This is a genomic window from Halogranum gelatinilyticum, assembly GCF_900103715.1.
Taxonomy (GTDB): domain Archaea; phylum Halobacteriota; class Halobacteria; order Halobacteriales; family Haloferacaceae; genus Halogranum; species Halogranum gelatinilyticum.
In genome coordinates this window covers 38710-59735 of record NZ_FNHL01000008.1, presented here as the reverse complement: position 1 = coordinate 59735, position 21026 = coordinate 38710, and the positions used below count along the sequence as shown (strand labels likewise).

The 21026-nt window shown below is 64.4% G+C and carries 16 protein-coding genes; 7 read left to right on the top strand and 9 right to left on the bottom strand.

What is annotated here, in order from left to right; genetic code table 11:
* Positions 1-27 precede the first annotated feature (27 nt).
* Complete coding sequence (locus tag BLR57_RS17980; RefSeq protein ID WP_089699944.1) at positions 28-483, bottom strand: universal stress protein; 456 nt, start codon at positions 481-483, stop codon at positions 28-30.
* Between the two features lie 171 nt (positions 484-654).
* Positions 655-2103: a 2,5-dioxovalerate dehydrogenase gene (xacF, locus tag BLR57_RS17975; protein ID WP_089699942.1), complete on the bottom strand. Its 1449-nt coding sequence runs from the start codon at positions 2101-2103 to the stop codon at positions 655-657.
* A gap of 146 nt (positions 2104-2249) precedes the next feature.
* Here xacF and gfo6 point away from each other — a divergent pair, with 146 nt between their 5' ends.
* Positions 2250-3347 carry a D-xylose 1-dehydrogenase Gfo6 gene (gene gfo6, locus BLR57_RS17970; protein ID WP_089699940.1) on the top strand — a complete coding sequence of 366 codons (1098 nt, stop codon included), beginning with the start codon at positions 2250-2252 and terminating at the stop codon, positions 3345-3347.
* A 46-nt stretch (positions 3348-3393) separates the two neighbouring features.
* Here gfo6 and BLR57_RS17965 read toward each other — a convergent pair whose 3' ends face one another.
* The 5 genes from BLR57_RS17965 to BLR57_RS17945 all read right to left on the bottom strand — a co-directional run bounded on the left by BLR57_RS17965 (position 3394) and on the right by BLR57_RS17945 (position 9891).
* Positions 3394-3744: a hypothetical protein gene (locus BLR57_RS17965; RefSeq protein WP_089699937.1), complete on the bottom strand. Its 351-nt coding sequence runs from the start codon at positions 3742-3744 to the stop codon at positions 3394-3396.
* Between the two features lie 101 nt (positions 3745-3845).
* Positions 3846-6074, bottom strand: a complete 2229-nt coding sequence (locus tag BLR57_RS17960; protein WP_089699935.1) for an ABC transporter ATP-binding protein — start codon at positions 6072-6074, stop codon at positions 3846-3848.
* A 6-nt stretch (positions 6075-6080) separates the two neighbouring features.
* On the bottom strand, positions 6081-7103 hold the full coding sequence (locus BLR57_RS17955; RefSeq protein ID WP_170830703.1) for an ABC transporter permease: 1023 nt from the start codon (positions 7101-7103) through the stop codon (positions 6081-6083).
* Entirely contained in the window at positions 7093-8091 is a 999-nt protein-coding gene (locus tag BLR57_RS17950; protein ID WP_089699931.1) for an ABC transporter permease, read from the bottom strand. The genes BLR57_RS17955 and BLR57_RS17950 overlap by 11 nt, the downstream gene beginning before the upstream one ends.
* Before the next feature lie 33 nt (positions 8092-8124).
* Positions 8125-9891, bottom strand: coding sequence for an ABC transporter substrate-binding protein (locus BLR57_RS17945; RefSeq protein WP_089699929.1), 1767 nt, complete (start codon positions 9889-9891; stop codon positions 8125-8127).
* A gap of 277 nt (positions 9892-10168) precedes the next feature.
* Between BLR57_RS17945 and BLR57_RS17940 the strand changes: the two genes are divergently transcribed.
* Positions 10169-12235, top strand: a complete 2067-nt coding sequence (locus BLR57_RS17940; protein WP_089699927.1) for an alpha-glucuronidase family glycosyl hydrolase — start codon at positions 10169-10171, stop codon at positions 12233-12235.
* Between the two features lie 41 nt (positions 12236-12276).
* Here the strand turns inward: BLR57_RS17940 and BLR57_RS17935 are convergent, their stop codons facing one another.
* Positions 12277-12951 carry a polysaccharide deacetylase family protein gene (locus tag BLR57_RS17935; protein ID WP_089699925.1) on the bottom strand — a complete coding sequence of 225 codons (675 nt, stop codon included), beginning with the start codon at positions 12949-12951 and terminating at the stop codon, positions 12277-12279.
* Positions 12952-13152: 201 nt separating this feature from the next.
* Here BLR57_RS17935 and BLR57_RS17930 point away from each other — a divergent pair, with 201 nt between their 5' ends.
* Positions 13153-15189, top strand: a complete 2037-nt coding sequence (locus BLR57_RS17930; RefSeq protein WP_089699923.1) for an endo-1,4-beta-xylanase — start codon at positions 13153-13155, stop codon at positions 15187-15189.
* An 81-nt stretch (positions 15190-15270) separates the two neighbouring features.
* The gene (locus tag BLR57_RS17925; protein WP_089699920.1) at positions 15271-15504 is read left to right on the top strand and encodes a hypothetical protein; all 234 of its coding nucleotides are present in this window, start codon (positions 15271-15273) and stop codon (positions 15502-15504) included.
* A gap of 39 nt (positions 15505-15543) precedes the next feature.
* Here BLR57_RS17925 and BLR57_RS17920 read toward each other — a convergent pair whose 3' ends face one another.
* Positions 15544-16452 carry a HEAT repeat domain-containing protein gene (locus BLR57_RS17920; protein WP_170830702.1) on the bottom strand — a complete coding sequence of 303 codons (909 nt, stop codon included), beginning with the start codon at positions 16450-16452 and terminating at the stop codon, positions 15544-15546.
* Positions 16453-16593: 141 nt separating this feature from the next.
* Between BLR57_RS17920 and BLR57_RS17915 the strand changes: the two genes are divergently transcribed.
* The 3 genes from BLR57_RS17915 (at position 16594) to BLR57_RS17905 (ending at position 20924) form a co-directional block, all read left to right on the top strand.
* Positions 16594-17904, top strand: a complete 1311-nt coding sequence (locus BLR57_RS17915) for a DUF7405 family protein (protein ID WP_089699918.1) — start codon at positions 16594-16596, stop codon at positions 17902-17904.
* Positions 17901-19574, top strand: a complete 1674-nt coding sequence (locus BLR57_RS17910; RefSeq protein ID WP_089699916.1) for a CRTAC1 family protein — start codon at positions 17901-17903, stop codon at positions 19572-19574. The genes BLR57_RS17915 and BLR57_RS17910 overlap by 4 nt, the downstream gene beginning before the upstream one ends.
* Positions 19575-19685: 111 nt before the next feature.
* Complete coding sequence (locus BLR57_RS17905; protein ID WP_089699914.1) at positions 19686-20924, top strand: mandelate racemase/muconate lactonizing enzyme family protein; 1239 nt, start codon at positions 19686-19688, stop codon at positions 20922-20924.
* The last annotated feature ends 102 nt before the right edge of the window (positions 20925-21026 follow it).

Below are 21026 nucleotides of genomic sequence, written 5' to 3'. Positions count from 1 at the left end.
GGCAAATAGATTGGGCTGGCGGCCGAGTTAGTTCATCTTCGTCGTCACGTAGCCCGGGAAGTTGAGGATGAGCCGCTGGGTCCTGTCGCCGAAGACGGCTTTCCCCGTCGGCGACCGTTGGCTGCCGAGCGTGAAGACGTGGTCGCAGTCGTGCTCTTCGGCGACGTCGACGATGTGGTTGGCCGTGCGTTCCTCGACTACGTCGGCGACGATGGACCATTCGACGTCCATATCCTCCAACGCGTCGCTCGCGAGTTCGCGGGCGAAGGTGAACGCGACACCGAGTATCTCGTCGTCGTTGTACTCACGGTTCTCTACGCGCCCGATCTCGTCGAGTGTCGAGGCGGCCTCTTCGAACTCCTCTGTTGTCAGCGGCGAGTAGAGCACGAGGTCACGGTCCGCGCCCTTCGCGTACATGGCTGCCTCACGGAGCAGGTCTTCACAGGCGTCTCTGTCTTCTAACACGACAAGTGCGTCGTTCATATCCCCGTGTTCGACAGCCCCCCATATAATTACTGGGCCAACTCACGGGGGTCGAGCCGCAAAAAATCGGTGAATCGGAGAGGCTGTTGTGGGTGTGACGTGACTCGGACTGGGGTCGGCGAGCGTCGTCTGCGACGGATGGGGCGACGCTCGCGCGTCGCTCAACCGCGTTCAGTAGTTGTCGTAGACGGTCTTCTCGATGGTGTAGAAGTCGAGACCGGCATCCCCCTGTTCGCGCCACGTCTCCGAGGAGGAGCGCTTGAAGCCGCCGAACGGGACGTGCAGCTCGAGACCGGTCGTCTTCTCGTTGACCTTCACCACGCCGGCTTCCGCCTCGTCGATGAAGCGGTTTGCCTCGGTGTGGTCGTCGGTGACGACGCTGGCCGAGAGACCGTACGGGACGTCGTTGGCGACGGCGAGGCCCTCTTCGAAGTCACTGACCTTCAGGACGGCGACGACCGGCCCGAAGACTTCCTCCTGGGCGATGCGCATGTCGCTCTCGACGTCGGTGAAGACGGTCGGCTCGACGAAGTAGCCGTCTTCGACTTCCTCGCCCTCGGGCTGGCCGCCGCCCGCGACGAGCGTCGCGCCCTCGTTCTGGGCGATCTCGATGTAGTCGAGGGTCCCTTCGAGTTCGCTCTCGCTGGCCTGCGGGCCCATCTCGTGGTCGTTGCCGGGACCGACGTCGATGGACTCCGCGCGGTCGACGAGTTCCGCGACGAAGTCGTCGTAGACCTCCTCGTCGACGATGGCACGCGAACAGCCGGTACACGACTGGCCGGTCGTTCCGAAGCCGCCGGTGGCGACGATTTCGGCCGCCTCTGCGGGGTCCGCCGAGTCGGTGACGACCGTCGGGTTCTTGCCGCCGAGTTCGGTCTGGACGCGCTTGCCCGAGTCGGTCGCCTGCTCGTAGACCATCTCGCCGACGTGGCTGCTGCCGGTGAAGGAGACGGCGTCGGTGCCCTCGTTCTCGATGAACTCGGAGCCGACCTCGCTGCCGGGACCGGTCACGACGTTGAACACGCCGTCGGGCAGGCCTGCCTCGTCCAGAGCCTCGGCGACGTCGAGGACGACGCCGGGAGCCTGCGACGCGGGCTTCAGGACGACCGTGTTGCCAGCGGCCAGTGCCGGTGCGAGCTTCCAGACCGGGATGGCGATGGGGTAGTTCCACGGCGTGACCAGGGCGGCGACGCCGACCGGCTCCTGGCGGATGTAGAGGTTCTTCTGTCGGCCACTGGGGGACTTCGTCGTCCCACCGAGGTCGGAGGCCTTGACGGCGAAGTAGTGGAAGATGTCGATGGCGCGCTGGACTTCACCGGCTGCCTCGGCACGGGCCTTCCCCTCTTCGGCGACCAGCGAGTCGGTCAGCTCTTCCTTACGCTCCTGCAGGATAGTGCCCGCCTCTCGGAGGATACGGCCGCGCTCCGGGCCGGGTGTCGTCGCCCAGTCGTCCTGTGCGGCGACGGCGGCGTCGACCGCGTCGGCCGCGTCCGCCGCGTTGGACTGCTGGTAGCTCGCGACGACTTCACTCGGGTTTGCGGGGTTCTCTACGTCGATGGTCTCGCCCGTCTCCGAGGAGACCCACTCTCCGTTCACGTAGTTTGCTCTCGTATCCGTCATCAGCCACATGTTCTCGGTTCTCGCATACTACTCTTACGGTTCCCCAACTACCTGCCGACGAGCGTCGACTCGACGACGACGAACGTTGCCGTCGGTTTTCCGCCCCGTCCACTACACTTTTGCCAGTCGCCGAGAACGCTCGTAGTATGTCACTCGACGACCTACTGCAGGGTGTCCGCACCCGTGACTGGGAAGCACTGGATTCCGGAACGCTCCGACTCGCCATCATCGGTCTCGGCTGGTGGACCCGACAACAGGCGATCCCGGCCATCCAGGCCTCGGAGTTCTGCGAAGCGACCGTCGCCGTCAGCAGCAGCCACGAGAAGGCAAACGACACGGTCGAAGCGACACCGACGATCACGACCGGTCTCACCTACGACGAGTTCGTCGCGGGCGAGGCGACCGACGAGTACGACGCGGTCTACATCTGTACGCCCAACGCGCTGCATCTCCCCTACGCGGAGGCCGCAGCCGAACACGACAAGGCCGTCCTCTGTGAGAAACCCGTCGAGGCGACGCTCGAACGCGCCGAGGAGCTCGTCGACGCGACCGAGGACGTCCCGCTCATGGTCGCCTACCGGATGCAGACCGACCCGCAGGTCCGACTGATGCGTGACCTCGTCGCCGAGGGAGCCATCGGCGAGCCGGTGGCCGTCCACGGCCACATGGGCCAGCAGATGCTCGACTTCGTCTCCGGCGACCCCGACCAGTGGCGGCTGAACCCCGACCTCGCGGGCTACGGCGCGACCGTGATGGACCTCGGCATCTACCCGCTCAACACCGCGCGGTTCGTCCTCGGGACCGACCCGGTGAGCGTGACCGCCCAGATGCACTCCGAAGACGAGGCGTTCCGAGACGTCCCCGACCAGCACGCCACCTTCACCATCGAGTTCGACGACGGCACCTACGCCGCCTGTACGGCCAGCCAGCACTCACATCTCTCGGGTCATCTCCGGTTCGTCGGCACCGAAGGGGAACTCCTCTTGGAACCGACGTTCCTCGGCGAGTCGCCGCAGACACTGACCTACCGGACGATGAACGGCCGCGAGGTCGAACTCGACGACGGCCGCCGCGACGTCTTCGCTGACGAGATGACCGAGGAGTTCGACTACTTCGCCGACCACGTACTGCGAGAAGAGCCGCTGACGCCCGACGGTGACCACGCGCTCGTCGATATGCGAGCGCTCGCCGCCATCTACGAAGCCGCAGAGACCGGTCAAGAAGTCGACCTCGACTCGTTGTGAGCGGTCGAGACCGTCGCGGGACCGCACGACCCGCGTCGGCGACGACCTACGAACTTCCCTGCCGCTCGAAGATGTCGACCAGTTGGTTGGCGAACTCGACCGTCCGGGCGGGGAGACCGTATCTGTCCGTCGACATATCGTAGTCGACGAGGTCCGCGACCTTTTCTTCGGTGTGTGGCAGCGTCATCACCGCCTCGCGTACGTCGATCTCGAGCACGCCGTCGTCCGTCCGGAGCCACGGCTGGGTTCGCTGGTGGTGGTCGTATTCGATCTGATACGTCTCGCCACCGATGGCGTCGACGATGTCGTCGACGGTCCCGATCTCGATCCGGTCGCCGTCGTCCTCGCCGACGAGAACGAGTGTGTCGTCCACGCACTCGGGGGTGTACCGTGTCATAGTGTCGACTATGCCGGTGTGGGTAGTAATAGCTTGTCGGTGTCGCAGTGCCAAAAAATGTCGTCGGACGAATAGCGGGACGGGAGTGTCCGCGCGTGGTCTCAGTGCTGTGCGATGTCTTCGGGTTCGGCGACCGCGCCCTCGAGGGGTTCGCTGTCCCAGTACGCGTGGTCCGGGTCCTCGCGGAAGCAGGCCGCGGCTCCGTCGCCGTCGTCCAGCTCTGACAGCTGCGGCTGCTCCTCGCGACAGGCCTCACGCGCAACCGGACAGCGCGTGTGGAACCGGCAGCCCGACGGCGGGTTGACCGGGTCCGGAACGTCGATCTCACGGATCGGCGGATCCTCGGCGTCCATCGCGTCGAGGTCGAGGTTCGGCGTCGCCCACCGCAACACTTCCGTGTAGGGGTGTCGCGGGTCGTGGATGAGCCGCTCGGCGGAGCCGATCTCGACGATCTCGCCGAGATACATGACGGCGATACGGCCGTCACCGTGCTCGGCGAAGTAGCGTGCGTTTGAGAGGTCGTGGCTGATGAACAGGAACGAGGTGTCGAACTCCGCCTGGAGTTCGAGCATCAGGTCCATGATCCCGATACGCAGGCTCACGTCCACGGCACTGATGGCCTCGTCTGCGAGGATGGCGTCCGGGTCCATCAGGAGCGCGCGCGCGAGCGCGACACGCTGTTTCTCGCCACCCGACAGCTGGTGTGGGTAGCGGTCGAGGAAGTCGGCCGCGGGCGTCATGCCGACTCGCTCCAAGAGCGAGTGCATCCGGTTACGCCGCTCGGCACGGCTAATGTTCGGATGGGTGTGACGCAGTGGCTCCGACAGGATATTCGAGATGCGCCGGTTGGGGTTGAGCGCGCTGCCGGGGTCCTGGTGGATGATCTGGAGTGCCGAACGGACCTCGTCGTAGTCAATGTCGGCGTTGCCGTCCTTGGCCTCCCAGATGTCGTGACCGCGGTACTCGATGGAACCGCCGGTCGGCTTCTGGAGACCGATCATCGTCTTCCCGAGCGTCGTCTTCCCACAGCCACTCTCGCCGAGCAGACAGACGAGGTCCTGTTCCTCGATGTCCAGCGAGATGCCGTCGACTGCGCGGACGACGGTCGGGTCCTCCGTGAACCGTTCGACGAGTCCCTGCTGTTCTTCGAAGTGGACTTCGACGTCGTTGAGCGACAGCAACGGCGTGTCGGCCGTCTCCCTGCTCCCCGTGGTAGCCGCCGGTGCCGATCCGCCTTCGGACTCCTCGCGGAGCGGCTGCTCGAAGTCTTCGGCGGTCTTGCCGAAGTTGAGCGGGATCTTCTCGCGGGCCTCCTCACGGTGGTGACAGGCCGAGCGGTGGCTGCTCTCGTCGTCGACCGGCGAGAACGGCGGGTCGTCGGTCCGACACTCTTCGGTCGCGAGCTGACACCGCGGATGGTACCGGCAGCCCGAGGGGACGTTGACCGGTGCGGGCCCCTCGCCCTCGATGGGCTGCATGTCCTCCAACGGCGCGTCGAGGTTCGGGGTCGCGTTCAACAGCTCCCTCGTGTATGGATGCGCGGAGTTGCCGATAATCTCGTCACGCGGGCCGATTTCGGCGAACTGGAACGCGTAGATGATGGCCATCCGGTCGGCCAACGACGCGACCAGCGGCAGGTCGTGCGTGATGAAGATGATCGTCAGGTCGTACTCGCTCTGGAGGTTGTCGAGGAGCTGCAGAATCGACCGCTGCATCAGCAGGTCGAGTGCGGCCGTTGGCTCGTCCATGACGAGCACCTCCGGGTCGAGTACCATGCTCAGCGCGATGAGCGCGCGCTGCTGCATCCCACCGCTGAGTTCGTGCGGATACGAGCCGAGCACGCGCTCCGGTTCGAGATAGAGGTTCTCCAGCAGTTCGCGAGCGAACTCCATCCCCTGCGAGACGTCCTTGTCGTGGGTTCGCAGCGTCTCCTTGAAGTGCGACCCGACCTTCATCGTCGGGTTGAACGAACTCATCGCACCCTGGAAGACCATCGAGATCTCCTCCCAGCGGAACTGGCGGAGTTCCTCGTCGCTCATCTCGAGGATGTCGACGGTCGAGCCGTCCTCGCGGTTGTAGTGGATCTTGCCGGTCAGGAGACCGGGGTCCGGGACTGCGTCGAGCAGCGCGGAGGCGAACATCGACTTGCCCGAGCCGGACTCGCCGACGATGCCGAGTACCTCGTGGCGGTCGATGGTGACGTTGACGTCTTCGAGGACGTAGGTGTCGCCCTCGCTGTAGGTGACGTTCGTGTCCTCGATCTCGAGGATCGGATCGTCGACCTCGTCGTCCGATACTACCGTGTCGTTTGGTGAAGTGTTGGTCGCCATGTTATATCACACCCACGTGGACGTGGATTCGTTGTCGCTCTCCTCGACGGACTCGGACTTACCGGTGAGGCGCGTCCGAACCCGCGGGTTGAAGATACGGTCCATGCCCTGACTGACTAGGATGAGCCCGAACGCGAGGCCGACAATGGCCACGATGGGCACGAGCAGCCAGTGGAGCGCGCCGAGGGTGAACAGTCCACCCTGGTTGTACGCGTTGTTCAGCGTGACGCCCCAGTTCTGGCCGGTGTAGGGCAGCACACCGATGAAGTACAGCCCGACCGACGCGAAGATGGTGTACCGCGCGGCGAGCACGAAGTTGACCATGATGTAGGGCATGATGTTCGGCAGCACGTCCTTCACGATGATACGGGGCGTGCTCGTTCCCATCGTCCGCGAGGCTTCGACGTAGCTTTCCTCACGAATCGAGAGGACCTGCGACCGGATCGACCGACCCAGCCCGGCCCAGTAGTTGATGGTCAGGATCACACCGAGGAGAAGCGGGTTCTCCGGACTCAGCGCGATGGCAAGCACGATGATGAGCGGCAGTCCCGGAATCGCCATGAACAGGTCCGAGATGGACGTGATGACGGTGTCGACGGTACCGCCTTTGTAACCCGAGATGGTTCCGACGACGATGGCGACGCTCGTCGCCCATACGCCGCCCGCGAGCACCATCAACAGGATGAACGGCGTCGAGTCGATGATGAGTGCGAGTAGGTCGACGCCCGACTGCGTCGTCCCGAGCGGATACTGCATATTTGCGAAGGGGACGAGCAGGCGCGGTGCCTGGTTCGGCACCGGTGCGCGCCAGAGTCCCAGCACGTCGATGAGCGCCATCAGGAAGTAGACGCTCAGGATGACGATGCCGATTCGCGTCCGGATGTCCGACCACGCGACGACGGCGGGTTCGTAGATGCTCTGTTCGTAGAACTCAGCGAGCCGGTCGCGTTGGCTCATCTCGGCCGACGACGAATCGGATCGCCAGTCGATATCGTCGGACGACGAAGAGGAGTCGGCTTCAGTAACCATCGGAATCACCTGCACTGATGCGGGGGTCGATGAGACCGTAGGTCAGGTCTGCGATGTAGACCGCGATGACGAGCGTGATCGTGATGATGAGGAAACAGCCCATCATCAGCGGATAATCGTTCGCGTTGACCGCGGAGATGAGGTAGTAACCCAGCCCCGGATACGAGAAGATCTGCTCCAAAACGACGGTTCCGCCGAGACGGAAGCCGATGAGCAGCAGCAGTCCCGTGTACATCGGGAGGATAGCGTTCTTGGCGACGTACTTCGTCGCAATACGGCTGTCTGAAAGCCCGCGGAGGCGGGCGACTTCGACGTACTCCTCACCGAGTACCTGAATACCGTTTCCGCGCATGTTGAGTGCCGTCGACCCGACGCCACCGATGGTGAACGCCAGGATCGGCAGTGCCGCGTGGTGGAGTACGCTCAAGATGTACTCCAAGCTGAGTGCGGCATCGAGGCCCCGTTCGACCGCGTTCCCGGTCGGGAACAGTTGAAGCTGGAACGCGAGGAAGAACAGGAACATGACGGCGAAGATGTAGTACGGTACGGCCATCAGGAAGATGGAACTCCCCGAGGCGAATTTGTCGAACCGTGAGCCTTCCTTGTACGCCTGCACAGCCCCGATGAGGACGCCGACGACGAACATCAGTACTGTCGACGTCACGACGAGGAAGACCGTCCACGGAAGCGCGCGGGCGAGCACTTCGACCACGGGCGCGTTGAGGGATATCGAACGACCGAGATCCAACTGAACCACGCCGATGAGATAGTCGAGATACTGTTGCCAGAGCGGTGCGTCGGGTCTGATGTTCTGAAGCGCTTCGATACGAGCGTTGACCTGCTCGGCCGGAACACCCTGACGGATAAGCTGGATGCGCAGCTGCGTAAACGGCCCACCGGGGAGGAGGCGAATCAACCCGAAGGTGAGCGTCGCGACTGCGAGGATGGTCAGGGGTATTCTGACCGTTCGTCTGAGGTAATAGTTCATTGTTGGCGTTGGTGGCTTTGTCGAGGGGGCTTATTATCCCTGGTACTGCAGCTCGCCCTCGTGGACCCACCAGAACGGGGGCCACTTGACACGGCGGTTGGGACTGTCTTCACTGGCAACCGTCCACTCGTCGTCGGTCACCCAGGACTGCTCGAACTTCGAGACCAGCCCGAGGAACGGCAGTTCGATGTGGTTGTGCCACGCTGCCTGCTGGACGTAGGGCCGCGACTCGTCGTCGTTCGCCTGTCGAGCGATGTTACGCGTGACCTCCAGCGGATTGAGCGTCGTCTCGCCACCGTCGCGGCTGGGGATGGTCTGCTCGGAGTCGGCCTTCTCGCGGTAGCCGTGGCCGCCACCGATGTCGGTCGCCCACAGCTGGTAGTACAGCGGGAAGTACGGGAACGACGAACGCGATCCGCCCGGCAGCCAGTACAGCGACCCCATCGAGAAGTTGCTGTTGGAGTACTGGCCGAACCAGTCGTTCGTCGGCTTCGTGCTGACCGAGAAGTCGAAGCCGAACTCGTTGAGCTGGCTGACGACCGTCTGGGTCATCGTCGTCCAGTCGGTCCACCCCGACGGCGAGAAGTACTCCCCACCGAGGGTTTCGCCTTCACTGTCCTGCCAGGTGCCGTCCACCTTGGTGTAGCCGGCTTCTTCGAGCAGCTGCGTCGCCTGCTCTGCCTGCGTCTCGTCCGCGCCGTAGGTTTCGAAGTCGTCGTACCAGTCACCGAGCCAGTACTCTTGGTCGCGCGGCGCGATACCACAGGGAATCGGCGCGGTGAACTTCGTCCGCGGCCCGGCGTTGTCGACGAGTGCCTGCCGGTTGATGACGTGAGCGACAGCCTGTCGGACGTTCCGCTTGCCGAAGTGCGGGTCGTTGTGGTTGAAGACGATACCGTAGCCCCACTTCGCCGGAATGTTGACCTCGACGACGTGGTCCGGGAAGCGGTCTGCGATTTCCGGCGGTGTGAACAGACTCGTCGACGCGTCCACCTCAGTGCCGGAGATGAGTGCCTGGTGCTGGGCGGTGTTCCCACCGTAGCTCTCGAGGAGATAGCTCTCGAAGTTGACGTTGTCGGACTTGTAGAACTCGGGGTTACGCGAGAACTCGAAGGCCTGCTGGTCTTTGTTCTCGAACTGGAACATTCCGCTCGCGACAGGGTCTTCCCACGCCCACTGCAGGAAGTCTGCTTCGGGCGCGTCCAGCCACTGTTCGTGGGTCTCTGCCTTCGTGTCGACGAAGAAGTTCGTCAGCTCGAACTTGATGATCTGGGGGTTCGTCGGTCCCGACAGGATCAGTTTCCCCGTCTTGTCGTCGACCATCTCGAAGTCGTCGACGTAGCCGAACAGCGAACTGCCGGTCTTCTGGGCCAGCTGGAGCTGGACCTCCAGGTCCTCTGTGGTCCACTCGTCGCCGTTACTCCACGTGAGGTCGTCACGGAACGTCATCGTGACTTCCTGGTCTTCGATCTGCAGGTCGGAGAGCGCGCCGTACATGAACTCCGAGTTGTTGAACGAGTACTTCAGGAACGGCGCGAACACGGCTCGCCCGGCAGGCCAGGCGAAGTTCTGGGTTGCCGAGGCGTTGAAGTGGAGGTCGACCGGGTTGCCCGTGTAGGCGTTGGAGAACGACGCATCGGCGACGGACATCCCCGACTCACCCGACTCGTCTGTTGTGTCCCCCGAACCGGAACCAGAACCGGAACCCGAATCTGTCGGTTCGGTATTTCCACCGGAACAGCCTGCGAGGGCCGCAACCCCGGACGCTCCGGCCGCCGCCAGCAGCCTCCGGCGGCTCATGTGTCTATCGTACTCCCGCCTGCTATCAGATGACATAACATGGCGTAGTATTCTATAGTTGATTATAAACATTGTGTATTATAATGGGCTTATATCCCCTGAAAAATGGTATCAAAGGGGCTCTCGGTACTACGCGGACCGGAATCGGGTCGGATTGCTGACAACCTGCGTGGCACTGACTGTCAGCGGTTAACGGAACTGACGGCTCACACCAGTTTAATTATTCGGTTGAGCACTACCGTTTTAGTCCCCGGTACCGACTGCCCAGTCGAACACGATGAATCAGTACGACAGCTGCTGGCTCCGGTACGAGCGCGTCCCCGACGGACGTCTCGACTCGTACCGACGTCGGTGTCGACACGCGTACATCGCGGAGAAAGCACCCGAACTGAGCGCCGTTCGCGACGAACTCCGGCGCGCGCTCCCCGACCTGCTCGGGAGTGACCCACATCTCTGGCAACATCCCCCCACAACAGCCGACGGCTTTCTCGCCATCGGGACGCCCGACGACATGGCGATGATCGCCGAGTCGGTCCCGACGGACGTCGTCGACGACCTCGCCGACGGCGGCTATCTGTTGAAGTCGGTGACGTGGAATGGCCAGGACTGTCTCGTCGTTACCGCCTCGACTGACCGCGGGTTGGTGTACGGAACGTTTCACCTCTTACGCCTCCTGAACACACACGAACCCGTCGACGACCTCGACGTGCGTGAGGAACCGGCCTACGAGAACCGACTGCTCAACCAGTGGGACACACCCTTCCACCGGTCGGTCGAGCGCGGCTACGGCGGCGAGTCTATCTTCGACTGGGAGCGACTGCCCGACCTCCGACCGCGGTACGAGGATTACGCGCGACTCCTCGCCTCCGTCGGCGTCAACGGCATCGTCTTCAACAACGTCAACACGACGAAGCCGGAGCGAGCGAGCGCGAACGCCGCCTTCGACGCCTTCGAGGGCTGGCAACTGCTCGAATCACACCGGCTGGAAGCCTTCACGAGTCTCGCGTCAGTGTTCCGTCGCTATGGGATTCGGCCGTATCTCTCGGTCAACTTCGCCGCGCCGATGCTCGTCGGCGACCTCGACACGGCTGATCCGCTGGACGAGGAGGTCCAGGCGTGGTGGCGCGAGAAGGCCGACGAGATCTACGAACTCGTTCCTGACTTCGGGGGCTTTCTCGTCAAGGCCGACTCGGAGGGACAGCCCGGCCCGTACGACTACGGCCGCGACCACGTCGACGGCGCGAACGCTATCGCACGCGCGTTGGAACCACACGGTGGCCGAGTCTGGTGGCGTGCCTTCGTCTACGGAACCCACGAGGACCGCGCAGTACAGGCCTACGACACCTTCGAACCGCTCGACGGCGACTTCGACGACAACGTCACCGTCCAGATCAAGAACGGTCCCATCGACTTCCAGCCGCGCGAGCCGGTGTCGACGCTCTTCGGCGCGATGCCCGAGACGGACCTCGGACTAGAACTGCAGATCACCCAGGAGTACACCGGGCAGGGCGTCCACGCGACCTACCATCTCCCGATGTGGGAGGAGATATTCGACTTCGACACACACGCCGACGGGCCGGGGTCGCCAGTCCATTCACTGTTCCGCGACGACGGCGAGGGCGTCGTCGGCGTCGGCAGCGTCGGTGAGGACCACAGCTGGACGGGGACGTACCTCGCACAGGCGAACCTCTACGCCTTCGGCCGAGTTGCGTGGGACCCCGAGGCGTCCGCCGAGGCGGTCACGGAGGAGTGGGTCCGCCAGACCTTCGGCGGCGACGAGGAAGTCGTCGACACGGTGACTCGCATCCTCCACGACTCGTGGGAGGCCTGCATCGACTACGAGACGGGCGGGCTCGGTCTCATGCACATGATGCACAACGGCGAGGAGTATCTGGAGAACCACTACTACCCCTCGCCCGAGGAGTGGCCGGGCTACCACGGCGCGACCGAGGAGGGCATCGGCGTCGACCGGACGAGCACGGGCAGCGGCTACGCCGGCCAGTACCGCGACCCGGTCGCCGAACGGTACGAGTCCGTCGAGGACTGCCCCGAGGAGCTCCTGTTGTTCTTCCACCATCTGCCGTGGACCCACGAACTCGCCGACGGGACGACTGTCGTCCAACGGCTCTACGACAACTGCTTTGCGGGCGTCGAGGAGACCAAGCGACTCCGCGACGAGTGGCAGTCGCTCGAGGGCGAGATCGACGAACGGCGGTTCCGGCACGTCGCCGAACGGTTCGAGGAACAGGTCGCGCAGGCCGAACGCTGGCGTGACGTCCTCACAGACTACTTCTACGACTACTCGAGCGTCGCGGACGAGCAGGGCCGCGTCGGCGACGACTGACGGCGACTCGCTCGACGGCGTCGTTTTCTCAATAGGACCGTTCACTCGACGAGATCGAGCGGCGCGCCGAACTCCACGCCGCGGTCGAGCATCGCGTCGACGAAAGCTTCGAACTCCGCGGGGGAGTTTCCGGCGTCGTGAAAGAGGACGATGTCGGCGGAGTCGCTGTCGAGACGGGAACCGACCGCGTCGGAGGTGACACGCTCACGGAGATCCGCAGGCGACTCGGCCGTCCAGTCTTGGACCTCGATGGTCCAGTACCAGTCGAGCCTGTCGGCGTGTTCCGCCGCGTACCAGTCGTACGTGACTCGCCCCGCGTCCGGCGACACGAAGTCGAACTCCGCGAGGATGTCTTGCAGGGCCGCGGCGTGGTCTCCACCGTCATCGCTGCCGTCGTCACCGTAGGGAAACCGGAATGTTCGGGTCGGGCGGTCGACACCGGCGTTCTCGTAGACGTCGTCGAGGAGTGCCTCGGTCCACGCCACTTCCTCGCGGAACGTCGCCGGGGAGAGCGACGAGGCGTGCTCGTGGGAGTAGGCGTGGTTACCAAGGTGGTAGCCGGCCTCGACCGCCTCGCGGGCGTGGTCCGGATACTCCGTGAGCCGTCGCCCTTCGCAGAAGAACAGCGCGGGGACGTCCCGCGCGTCGAGGGCGGCGACTTTGGCGGGCAGGCTGTCGGACGGTGCGTCGTCGACGGTGAGATAAGCTGTCGTCATCGGTGACCTGTGGGCGAACGTCGACCCCGTGGTTCATGTAGATTGTCCCGTCACCGAACTGTCTCCGACGCCCGCTCGCTGCTGGCTGCTCCCGCGACTTCCGTCCGAGCTGAAATGGGCTGGTATAACCGAGATAGCGGATAAATTGCTGTCATTACCACAGTATTAAGTAATGATGTTCCTAGCTGCCAGTGGAGCTACATGACGAACGATAGTTCACAACTCAGTGGCAAGCGACGACTGTTCTTGAAATCACTTGGCGCGCTCGGCGTCTCGGCTGCCGTCGGGTCGACCGCGGCCGCTCAGTCCTCGTCATCGGCACTCGACAACTACCACCAGACGCTTCGGGCAGAACTGACCGCCTCGGCCAGACAGCAGAAATCCCTCCCCGACGGGACGTACGTCTACGGCGAGACGGAGGATGCAGCGACGGAGGCGTTCACACCGCGGGGCGGCGCGACGACGGAAACAGTCACCGTCGACACGGACGCTGTACCGATCACGACGGGCGAGCAGCTGACGGTCTCGGCGGGCACCGAGGACCCCTCGGCTATCGCCTACAGCGGTGCCGTCTCCGACCACGAGTTCAGCGAGGGCGACCTCCTGCTCGGCGTCGCCTACGTCCGCAGCGACGCCGACGATGCCGAGGCACACGCCGCCTTCGGCTACCGCGCACCCGACGCTGCTGGCAACACTCCCGTTGCAGAGAACTTCGTCCAGCGGGGCGCGGAGATCGCCCCGACCGGCGAGTGGATGCGCTACTTCTTCCCCATCGAAGTCGGCGCGAAACCGAGTTCCGACGCCGTCCCGACGCTGGAGTTCTGGGCCGGATACGGCGCGCAGAGCATCGAGTTCGGTGGCGTCGCCCTCTTCGACTACAGTGACGGCGACATCTCACTCGGAAACCTCCCGCCGTACGACTACGAGGGGCGCGACGAGGACGCCGAATGGCGGGAAGCCGCCCACGAACGCATCGAGGAGATCCGCAAGACGGACATGGAAGTCGAGGTGCTCAACCCCGGCGGCCAGCCGATGAACGACGCGACCGTCGAGGTCGAGATGGCCGAGCACGCCTTCGACTTCGGGACTGCCGTCTCCGTCGAACACATCACTGGCGACAGCGAGGACGACGAACGCTACCGCGAGGTCTTCCAGGAGAACTTCAACAAGGCGACCATCGAGAACGGTCTAAAGTTCCCCGCGTGGGAGGGTGACTGGGACATCGACAACGAAGCGACGCAGGCCACGCTCGACTGGCTGAACGACCGTGACTTCCCGGTTCGCGGCCACCACCTCCTGTGGGAGCAGGCCAACCCCGACGGCGGCGGTGGGATGAGTCTGGAAAAGGACCTCTCGGAATACACGGCCGACGAGGTCGACGAGCTCGTCTCCGAGAAGATCCGGAGCCACGCGGTGGAGTTCGAGGACGACGTCGCCGAGTGGGACATGCACAACCACCCCATCTGGCAGTCGAACTTCCGCGACAAGGAGGGACTCGGTTGGGAGGCCGTCGACAAGTGGTGGGACATCGCCGACGAGAACTCCGACCACGAACTCCACACCAACGAGATGGGCGTCGTCGGTGGTGCGTGGCAGCGGAGCCAGTACTACGACTACATCACCCACCTCGTCGAGAACGACTATCCGCTCGACGGCATCGGCTTCATGGCCCACCACCAACAGCAGTGGAACCAGATGCTCGACATCGAGAACATGATCGCGGGCTTCGACGACTTCTCGGAGTTCGGTGTCCCCCTCATCATCACCGAGTTCGACATCCAGATCTTCAGCCGTCGGAATGCCCAGGACGTCGCGGTCCAGCGCGACTACCTGCGTGACTTCCTGACGGTGGCGTTCAGCAAGCCTGCCGTCGAGGCACTCATCTCGTGGGGCTTCTGGGAAGACGACCACTGGCGGCCGACCGGTGCCTACTACGACTCCGACTGGACGCTCCGCGAGCACGGCGAGAAGTTCCTCGAACTCGTCTACGACGAGTGGTGGACCGAGGAGACCGGCGAGACCGACGACGACGGCGTCTACGCCACCCGCGGCTTCAAGGGCGAGTACGAGATCTCCGCCGAGAAGGGCGCGCTCTCCGGCGAAACGACCGTCACGGTCGACGACGACACCGACACCGTGACCGTCGAGTTGGAGACGCCCGGCAATGGCAACGGTAACGGAAACGGCAACGGCAAGGAAAACAAGGGCAAGGGCAACGGCAAGGGTAACGGAAACTGATCCGGCGGCGCGACAGCAGAACCGAGTAACAGCAGTAGAACGACCGCTGGCTTTTTTTATTGGGTCTACGGACCACGTACTATGGCGAACACGTCGTTTCTGGTCGATCTCGTTTGCGCGCAACGTGAGCGGATCAAGATTCTGCTCGCACTTCTCATCGCATCGGCGCTCTTCCTCGGTTTCTCCGCGCTCTACATCCGACCCGGTGACGAGACGTACCCCATCCTCGTCATCGACATCGTGCTCGTCGTCGTCCTGTTCGTCTCCTTCAGCGTGCTCTACTGGTACTGTACCAAGCGTGCGATGGAGGAGTGAGCTAGGTTTCCGCGTTTCTGCGCGTCCGCGCTCGGTTCGCTACTGTTTTTCTGTGATGAACTCGGCCGTATCGGCCGCCAGTTCTCGCACGTCCTCGTCGTCGTCGTTCTCGGCTACCTCCTGAAGTGCCGACACCGTCGACTCCTCACCGAGATAGCCGAGTGCCCGGATCGCTCGCGCACGCACGAGAGTGTGGTAGTGGTCGAGGCAGTCGACGAGCCGGTCGACGACGGGGGCGACGGCGTCGGGATGGCTCGCCGCGAGTTCGCCGAGTGCGTCGACCGCGCCGCCCGCAACCGTGGGGTCGACGTCGTCCAGAAGCGCGACGAGGTCGTCGACCGCCTCGACCGCCGCGTCCGGGTCGGTCTCGGCGACGGCGACGACGACGTTGACGAGGGTGCGACGGCTGTCCAGCCGTCGGTCGCGCTCGCCCTGTTCGTGTTGTTCGAGCGTCTGGCGGGTCACCGGGTCGGAGACGACTTCGCCGAAGTTCTGCGGGTTCTCGTCGAGTTCGGTGGCGCGGATGGCCGCAACGAGTTCGCGCACGTACGGACTGACGAGCTCGGGCTGTTCGACGACGAGCGTCGCGAGGACCCGCCCGCCCGTGAGCTGGACGTCGACGAGCTCGGAGTCGAGGACGGAGACGAGGTCGTCGAGCCGGCCGTCGAGTCGCGTCGGGTCGTTGACGGCGACGGTGTCGAGGACGCCGATAGCTCGCAGCGCGATGGCGACGTTGTCATCGGCGGTCGCCGTCGCGATCTCGTCGAGGAACGGGTCGACGGCGTCGAGATCCTGTGCGGCCAGCGAGCCGAGGACTTCGACGCCCCGTTGGCGGACCAGTGGGCTGGACGAGGCGAGCGCGGCACGAATCTCCGCGTCGTCCACGTCGTCGGGTGTCGTCTCTTCGGGGGCGATACCATCGAGTGGCTTCGACGAGTCCGTGGTCATGGCCGTACGATACGGAGCGGGAGATAAATACGTGGGGGTTGGCGTGAGAGACCCCGGGTCGCGTCGAACCGGTTAGTCCGGCGGAACATCTCCGGAAACCGATAAAAACGCATTTACTGGTCAAGTCGTAACAGAGAGAAGATGACGTCTGAGAACTCGCGAGGACTCTCGCGCAGGGCGCTGGTCAGGTCGGCACTCGCCATCGGTGGTACGAGTGCCCTCGCCGCCTGCCAGGAGGCCGAACGGTCGCCGGACGCCGAGACGCCCGACCCACCGGAGTATCCACAGGGGACCGACGACCGCTCGGAACTCCCCGACCGTCAACACGCCTGGGACGACTATCTCGTCAACAGTGCGCACGGGACGGTGACCCAGAGCCAACACCAGTTGCTGCTCGGGCTGTCCTACGAGGGGTCGGTGCCGCCGACCGACGAGGAACGACAGCAGGTCGAAGACGCGTTCCGGCTGCTCGAACGCGCCTTCCAGTGGGGGAGCGGTCTCGACACGAGCGGAAGCATCAACAACGGGCTCCTGTTTCTCGTCGGCTACGCGCCGCGGTATCTCGAACAGGTCGGCATCGACCTGCCCGAACTCCAAACGCCCGAGGCGATTCTGGAGGAACTCGGCGAGGACCCCTCGCTGGCCGCCGACTTCGACGCGATGCTGTTGCTCGACAGCGACTACGCGTCCATCCTGCTCGCCGCCGAGGAGGCGTTGTTCGGCGAGAAAGAACAGCTCAACGGCGTCGCGGTCGACAGTCGGCTGTCGGGCGTCTTCGAGGTCGTCGAGCGTCGGTCGGGTGTCCTCGGCAAGGGACGACCTGCTCAGGAGATCGGCCACGAGGACATCCCGGAGGATGCCCCGCTGTCGATGGGCTTCCGTGCGGGCTTCGACAACAGTCTCCCGCCGGAGGACACCGCGACGTTCTCCGACGGTCCCTTTGCGGGCGGGACGACGCTCGCCGTCTCGCGCATCCGGACGTCGCTGGACGAGTGGTACGGTCAGTCCCACGAACAGCGGACGAAGGAGATGTACTGTCCGGCTCACGACTACGACGACGTGGGCGACATCGGCGACCGGATGGGTAGCCACAGCGGCATCACGGAGGAGAACGTCGCAAACATGGAGGAACTGGCGGCCGAACACGGCATCGTCGGCCACGCCCAGAAGGTCGCGAGTGCGCGCGACGAGAACTTCCAGACACAGATCCTCCGTCGCTCCGAGGGCGTCGCCACCGACGACGTCGAGGGGTCGACGTTCAACTTCTCGTCGGTCCAGACGGACACCCAGAAGTTCGTCGACGTCCGGAAGGCGATGAACATCGACCAGTACGACCTCGACACCGACGTTCCGGACGACAAGCACGGCATCGTCGACTATCTCGGGACACTCTCGCGGAGCACATATCTCGTCCCGCCGCGCGCGGACCGCGCGCTCCCGAGCCAGCGATGAGTGGGCGAGCAGGCCGCCGACGAACCCTCACGCTCGCGACGCTCGCGCTCACAGTCCTCGTCGTGAGTGCGGGCTGTCTCGGCGCGGTAGGCGGAGCGGGCGTCGACACGGACATCCAGTTCGAGGAGTCGACCGAATCCTCGGGGCTGGACTACCAGACCGACGGTGGCGGCGCGGGCAACGGTGACGACGGCGTCTACGTCGCCGACTACGACAACGACGGCTGGCAGGACGTCCTCGCCGTCGGCGGCGAGCGGCCCGCGCTGTTCCGCAACACCGGCGGCGAGTTCGCGCGCGTCGAGAGCTTCCCCGAGTTCGGCGACGCGGTCAAAGGCGCGCTGTTCGTCGACTACGACGGCGACGGCTGGGAGGACCTGCTCGTGTTGCGCTCGCACGCCGAGCCGGTCCTGTTGCACAACGACGACGGGACGTTCGAACGGTCGGATACCGACCTCGGCAATCTGACCTATCCGATGGGTGCGACCGCAGCCGACTACGACGGCGACGGCGACACCGACATTCTGGTCTACCAGTCGGGCGACTGGGTCGACCGCAAGCCCGAGGGCTACTTCAGCCTCTATCAGTTCGTCGACGAGGACAACGGCAACCGGAACGTCCTCTACGAGAACACCGACGACGGCTTCGAGCGCGTCGAGGACTCCGGCCTGAGCGAGGCCGACCGGTGGAGTCTCGCGGCGAGCTTCGTCGACCTGAACGACGACGGCCTGCCGGACGTCCACGTCGCCAACGACTACAATACCGACGCGATCTACCTGAACCAGGGCGACGGCAGCTTCGAGGAGCGCGTCCTGCGCGGCAACACCTCGCGTAACGGGATGTCTTCGGAGATCGCCGACGTGAACGGCGACGGCCGCCAGGACGTGTTCACGACGAACATCTATCTGCCGCTCGACGAGGTCGAGGACAAGGAGCGCCACGAGCGGCTGAGACTGCTCTTCGGCAACGTCCTCAAATCCGGCCGGACGAAGGGCAACACGCTGATGATCAACGACGGCTCGGGTAATCTGACCGACCGCGCGGTCAAGTACGGCGTTCGAGAGGGCGGCTGGGGCTGGGCAGCGAGTCTGACCGACCTCGACAACGACGGCGACCGTGACCTGATCCACGCGACTCAGTACGTCACCCAGATCGACCCGGATGACCCCCACTACACCTATCCGATGCTGTTCGAGCGCGACGGCGACGAGTTCCGGAATCTCGACGCCTCCGAGCGCAACCTGACCGAACACGACGGCCGCGGGCTGGTGACGCTCGACTACGACCGTGACGGCGACCGCGACGTCATCGTCGCACCCTACGACGGGACGGTGACCGTCTACGAGAACGTCGGCGTCGGCGACGCGGCCAACAGCGTCGCCTTCCGCGTCGTCGACGACGCTGGCTCGACCGTCTACGGGGCGGAGGTCGTCGCCTCCACGCCCGGCGGCGAGACGGTCGTCCAGCAGACGGTCCAGTCGGACTTCCTCTCACAGGAGAGCCGCGTCACCCATCTCGGTCTCGGGAGTCGCGAGCAGGTCGACCTGACCGTCACCTGGCCCGACGGGACCGAACGCACATACGAGGACGTCGCGGCCAACCAACGGCTGCGAATCACCAAAAACGGCGTGGAGACCGTCGTCGCCTACGACGAGTCGAACGAGTCGGATTGAGAGACGCTCTCACGCCCTCTCGGCTGCTCTTTTCGTTCAGTATCGGTCCACCCGGCAGAATCGCTACCGACCCGCAAGCTTTAGTAGCGGCTTTCGGGATATACGAACGCAATGGTCGACCACGCCAAGCTTAGCGACCCGAACGCAGAGTATACGATGCGTGACCTATCGTCGGAGACGATGGGTCTCACCAACGACCGCGGCGGCGTCCGCGACGCGAAGATCACCGACGTCCAGACGACGATGGTCGACGGCAACTATCCGTGGATTCTCGTGCGCGTCTACACCGACGCGGGCGTCGTCGGCACAGGCGAGTCCTACTGGGGCGGTGGCGACACGGCCATCATCGAGCGGATGAAGCCGTTCCTCGTCGGCGAGAACCCGCTGGACATCGACCGTCTCTACGAGCATCTCGTCCAGAAGATGTCCGGCGAGGGGTCGATTTCCGGCAAGGTCATCTCGGCCATCTCGGGCATCGAGATCGCGCTGCACGACGCCGCAGGCAAGCTGCTCGACGTCCCCGCCTACCAGCTCGTCGGTGGGAAGTACCGCGACGAGGTGCGCATCTACTGCGACCTCCACACGGAGGACGAGGCGAACCCGCAGGCCTGCGCCGCCGAGGGTGAGCGCGTCGTCGAAGAGCTCGGCTACGACGCCATCAAGTTCGACCTCGACGTCCCCTCGGGTCACGAGGTCGACCGCGCGAACCGCCACCTGCGCGGCCCCGAGATCGACCACAAGGTCGAGATCGTCGAGGCCGTCACCGAGGCCGTCGGCGACCGCGCCGACGTCGCCTTCGACTGCCACTGGTCGTTCACCGGCGGCAGTGCGAAGCGTCTCGCACGCGCGCTCGAGGACTACGACGTCTGGTGGCTCGAGGACCCCGTCCCGCCGGAGAACCACGAGGTGCAGGAGGAAGTCACGAAGTCGACCGCGACGCCCATCGCCGTCGGCGAGAACGTCTACCGCAAGTACGGCCAGCGCACGCTGCTGGAACCGCAGGCGGTCGACATCGTCGCGCCCGACCTGCCGCGCGTCGGCGGGATGCGCGAGACCCGGAAGATCGCCGACCTCGCGGATATGTACTACATCCCGGTCGCGATGCACAACGTCTCCTCGCCCATCGGGACGATGGCCTCTGCACAGGTCGCGGCCGCCATCCCGAACTCCCTGGCAGTCGAATACCACTCCTACCAGCTCGACTGGTGGGAGGACCTGGTCGAAGAGGACAACCTCATCAGCGAGGGTCGCATGGAGATCCCCGAAGAACCCGGTCTCGGCCTGACGCTCGACCTCGACGCCGTCGAGGAGCACATGGTCGAAGGCGAGACGCTGTTCGACGAAGCGTAAGCCGAAGCCGAACTTGCTGAGCTTCGCTCAGCAGTGTTCGACGAAGCGTAAGCCGAGTCAAGCCAGCGAATCTCTGATTCGCGCTGTTCGACGAAGCGTAAA

Excerpts from the sequence above, each read along its gene's own strand:
- BLR57_RS17930 (WP_089699923.1), top strand. The coding sequence starts at position 13,153 with ATGACGAACGATAGTTCACAACTCAGTGGCAAGCGACGACTGTTCTTG.
- BLR57_RS17960 (WP_089699935.1), bottom strand. The coding sequence starts at position 6,074 with ATGGCGACCAACACTTCACCAAACGACACGGTAGTATCGGACGACGAG.
- BLR57_RS17965 (WP_089699937.1), bottom strand. The coding sequence starts at position 3,744 with ATGACACGGTACACCCCCGAGTGCGTGGACGACACACTCGTTCTCGTC.
- BLR57_RS17980 (WP_089699944.1), bottom strand. The coding sequence starts at position 483 with ATGAACGACGCACTTGTCGTGTTAGAAGACAGAGACGCCTGTGAAGAC.
- BLR57_RS17950 (WP_089699931.1), bottom strand. The coding sequence starts at position 8,091 with ATGAACTATTACCTCAGACGAACGGTCAGAATACCCCTGACCATCCTC.
- BLR57_RS17935 (WP_089699925.1), bottom strand. The coding sequence starts at position 12,951 with ATGACGACAGCTTATCTCACCGTCGACGACGCACCGTCCGACAGCCTG.
- BLR57_RS17955 (WP_170830703.1), bottom strand. The coding sequence starts at position 7,103 with ATGGTTACTGAAGCCGACTCCTCTTCGTCGTCCGACGATATCGACTGG.
- BLR57_RS17915 (WP_089699918.1), top strand. The coding sequence starts at position 16,594 with ATGACGTCTGAGAACTCGCGAGGACTCTCGCGCAGGGCGCTGGTCAGG.
- BLR57_RS17940 (WP_089699927.1), top strand. The coding sequence starts at position 10,169 with ATGAATCAGTACGACAGCTGCTGGCTCCGGTACGAGCGCGTCCCCGAC.
- xacF (WP_089699942.1), bottom strand. The coding sequence starts at position 2,103 with ATGACGGATACGAGAGCAAACTACGTGAACGGAGAGTGGGTCTCCTCG.
- BLR57_RS17920 (WP_170830702.1), bottom strand. The coding sequence starts at position 16,452 with ATGACCACGGACTCGTCGAAGCCACTCGATGGTATCGCCCCCGAAGAG.
- BLR57_RS17905 (WP_089699914.1), top strand. The coding sequence starts at position 19,686 with ATGGTCGACCACGCCAAGCTTAGCGACCCGAACGCAGAGTATACGATG.
- BLR57_RS17945 (WP_089699929.1), bottom strand. The coding sequence starts at position 9,891 with ATGAGCCGCCGGAGGCTGCTGGCGGCGGCCGGAGCGTCCGGGGTTGCG.
- gfo6 (WP_089699940.1), top strand. The coding sequence starts at position 2,250 with ATGTCACTCGACGACCTACTGCAGGGTGTCCGCACCCGTGACTGGGAA.
- BLR57_RS17910 (WP_089699916.1), top strand. The coding sequence starts at position 17,901 with ATGAGTGGGCGAGCAGGCCGCCGACGAACCCTCACGCTCGCGACGCTC.
- BLR57_RS17925 (WP_089699920.1), top strand. The coding sequence starts at position 15,271 with ATGGCGAACACGTCGTTTCTGGTCGATCTCGTTTGCGCGCAACGTGAG.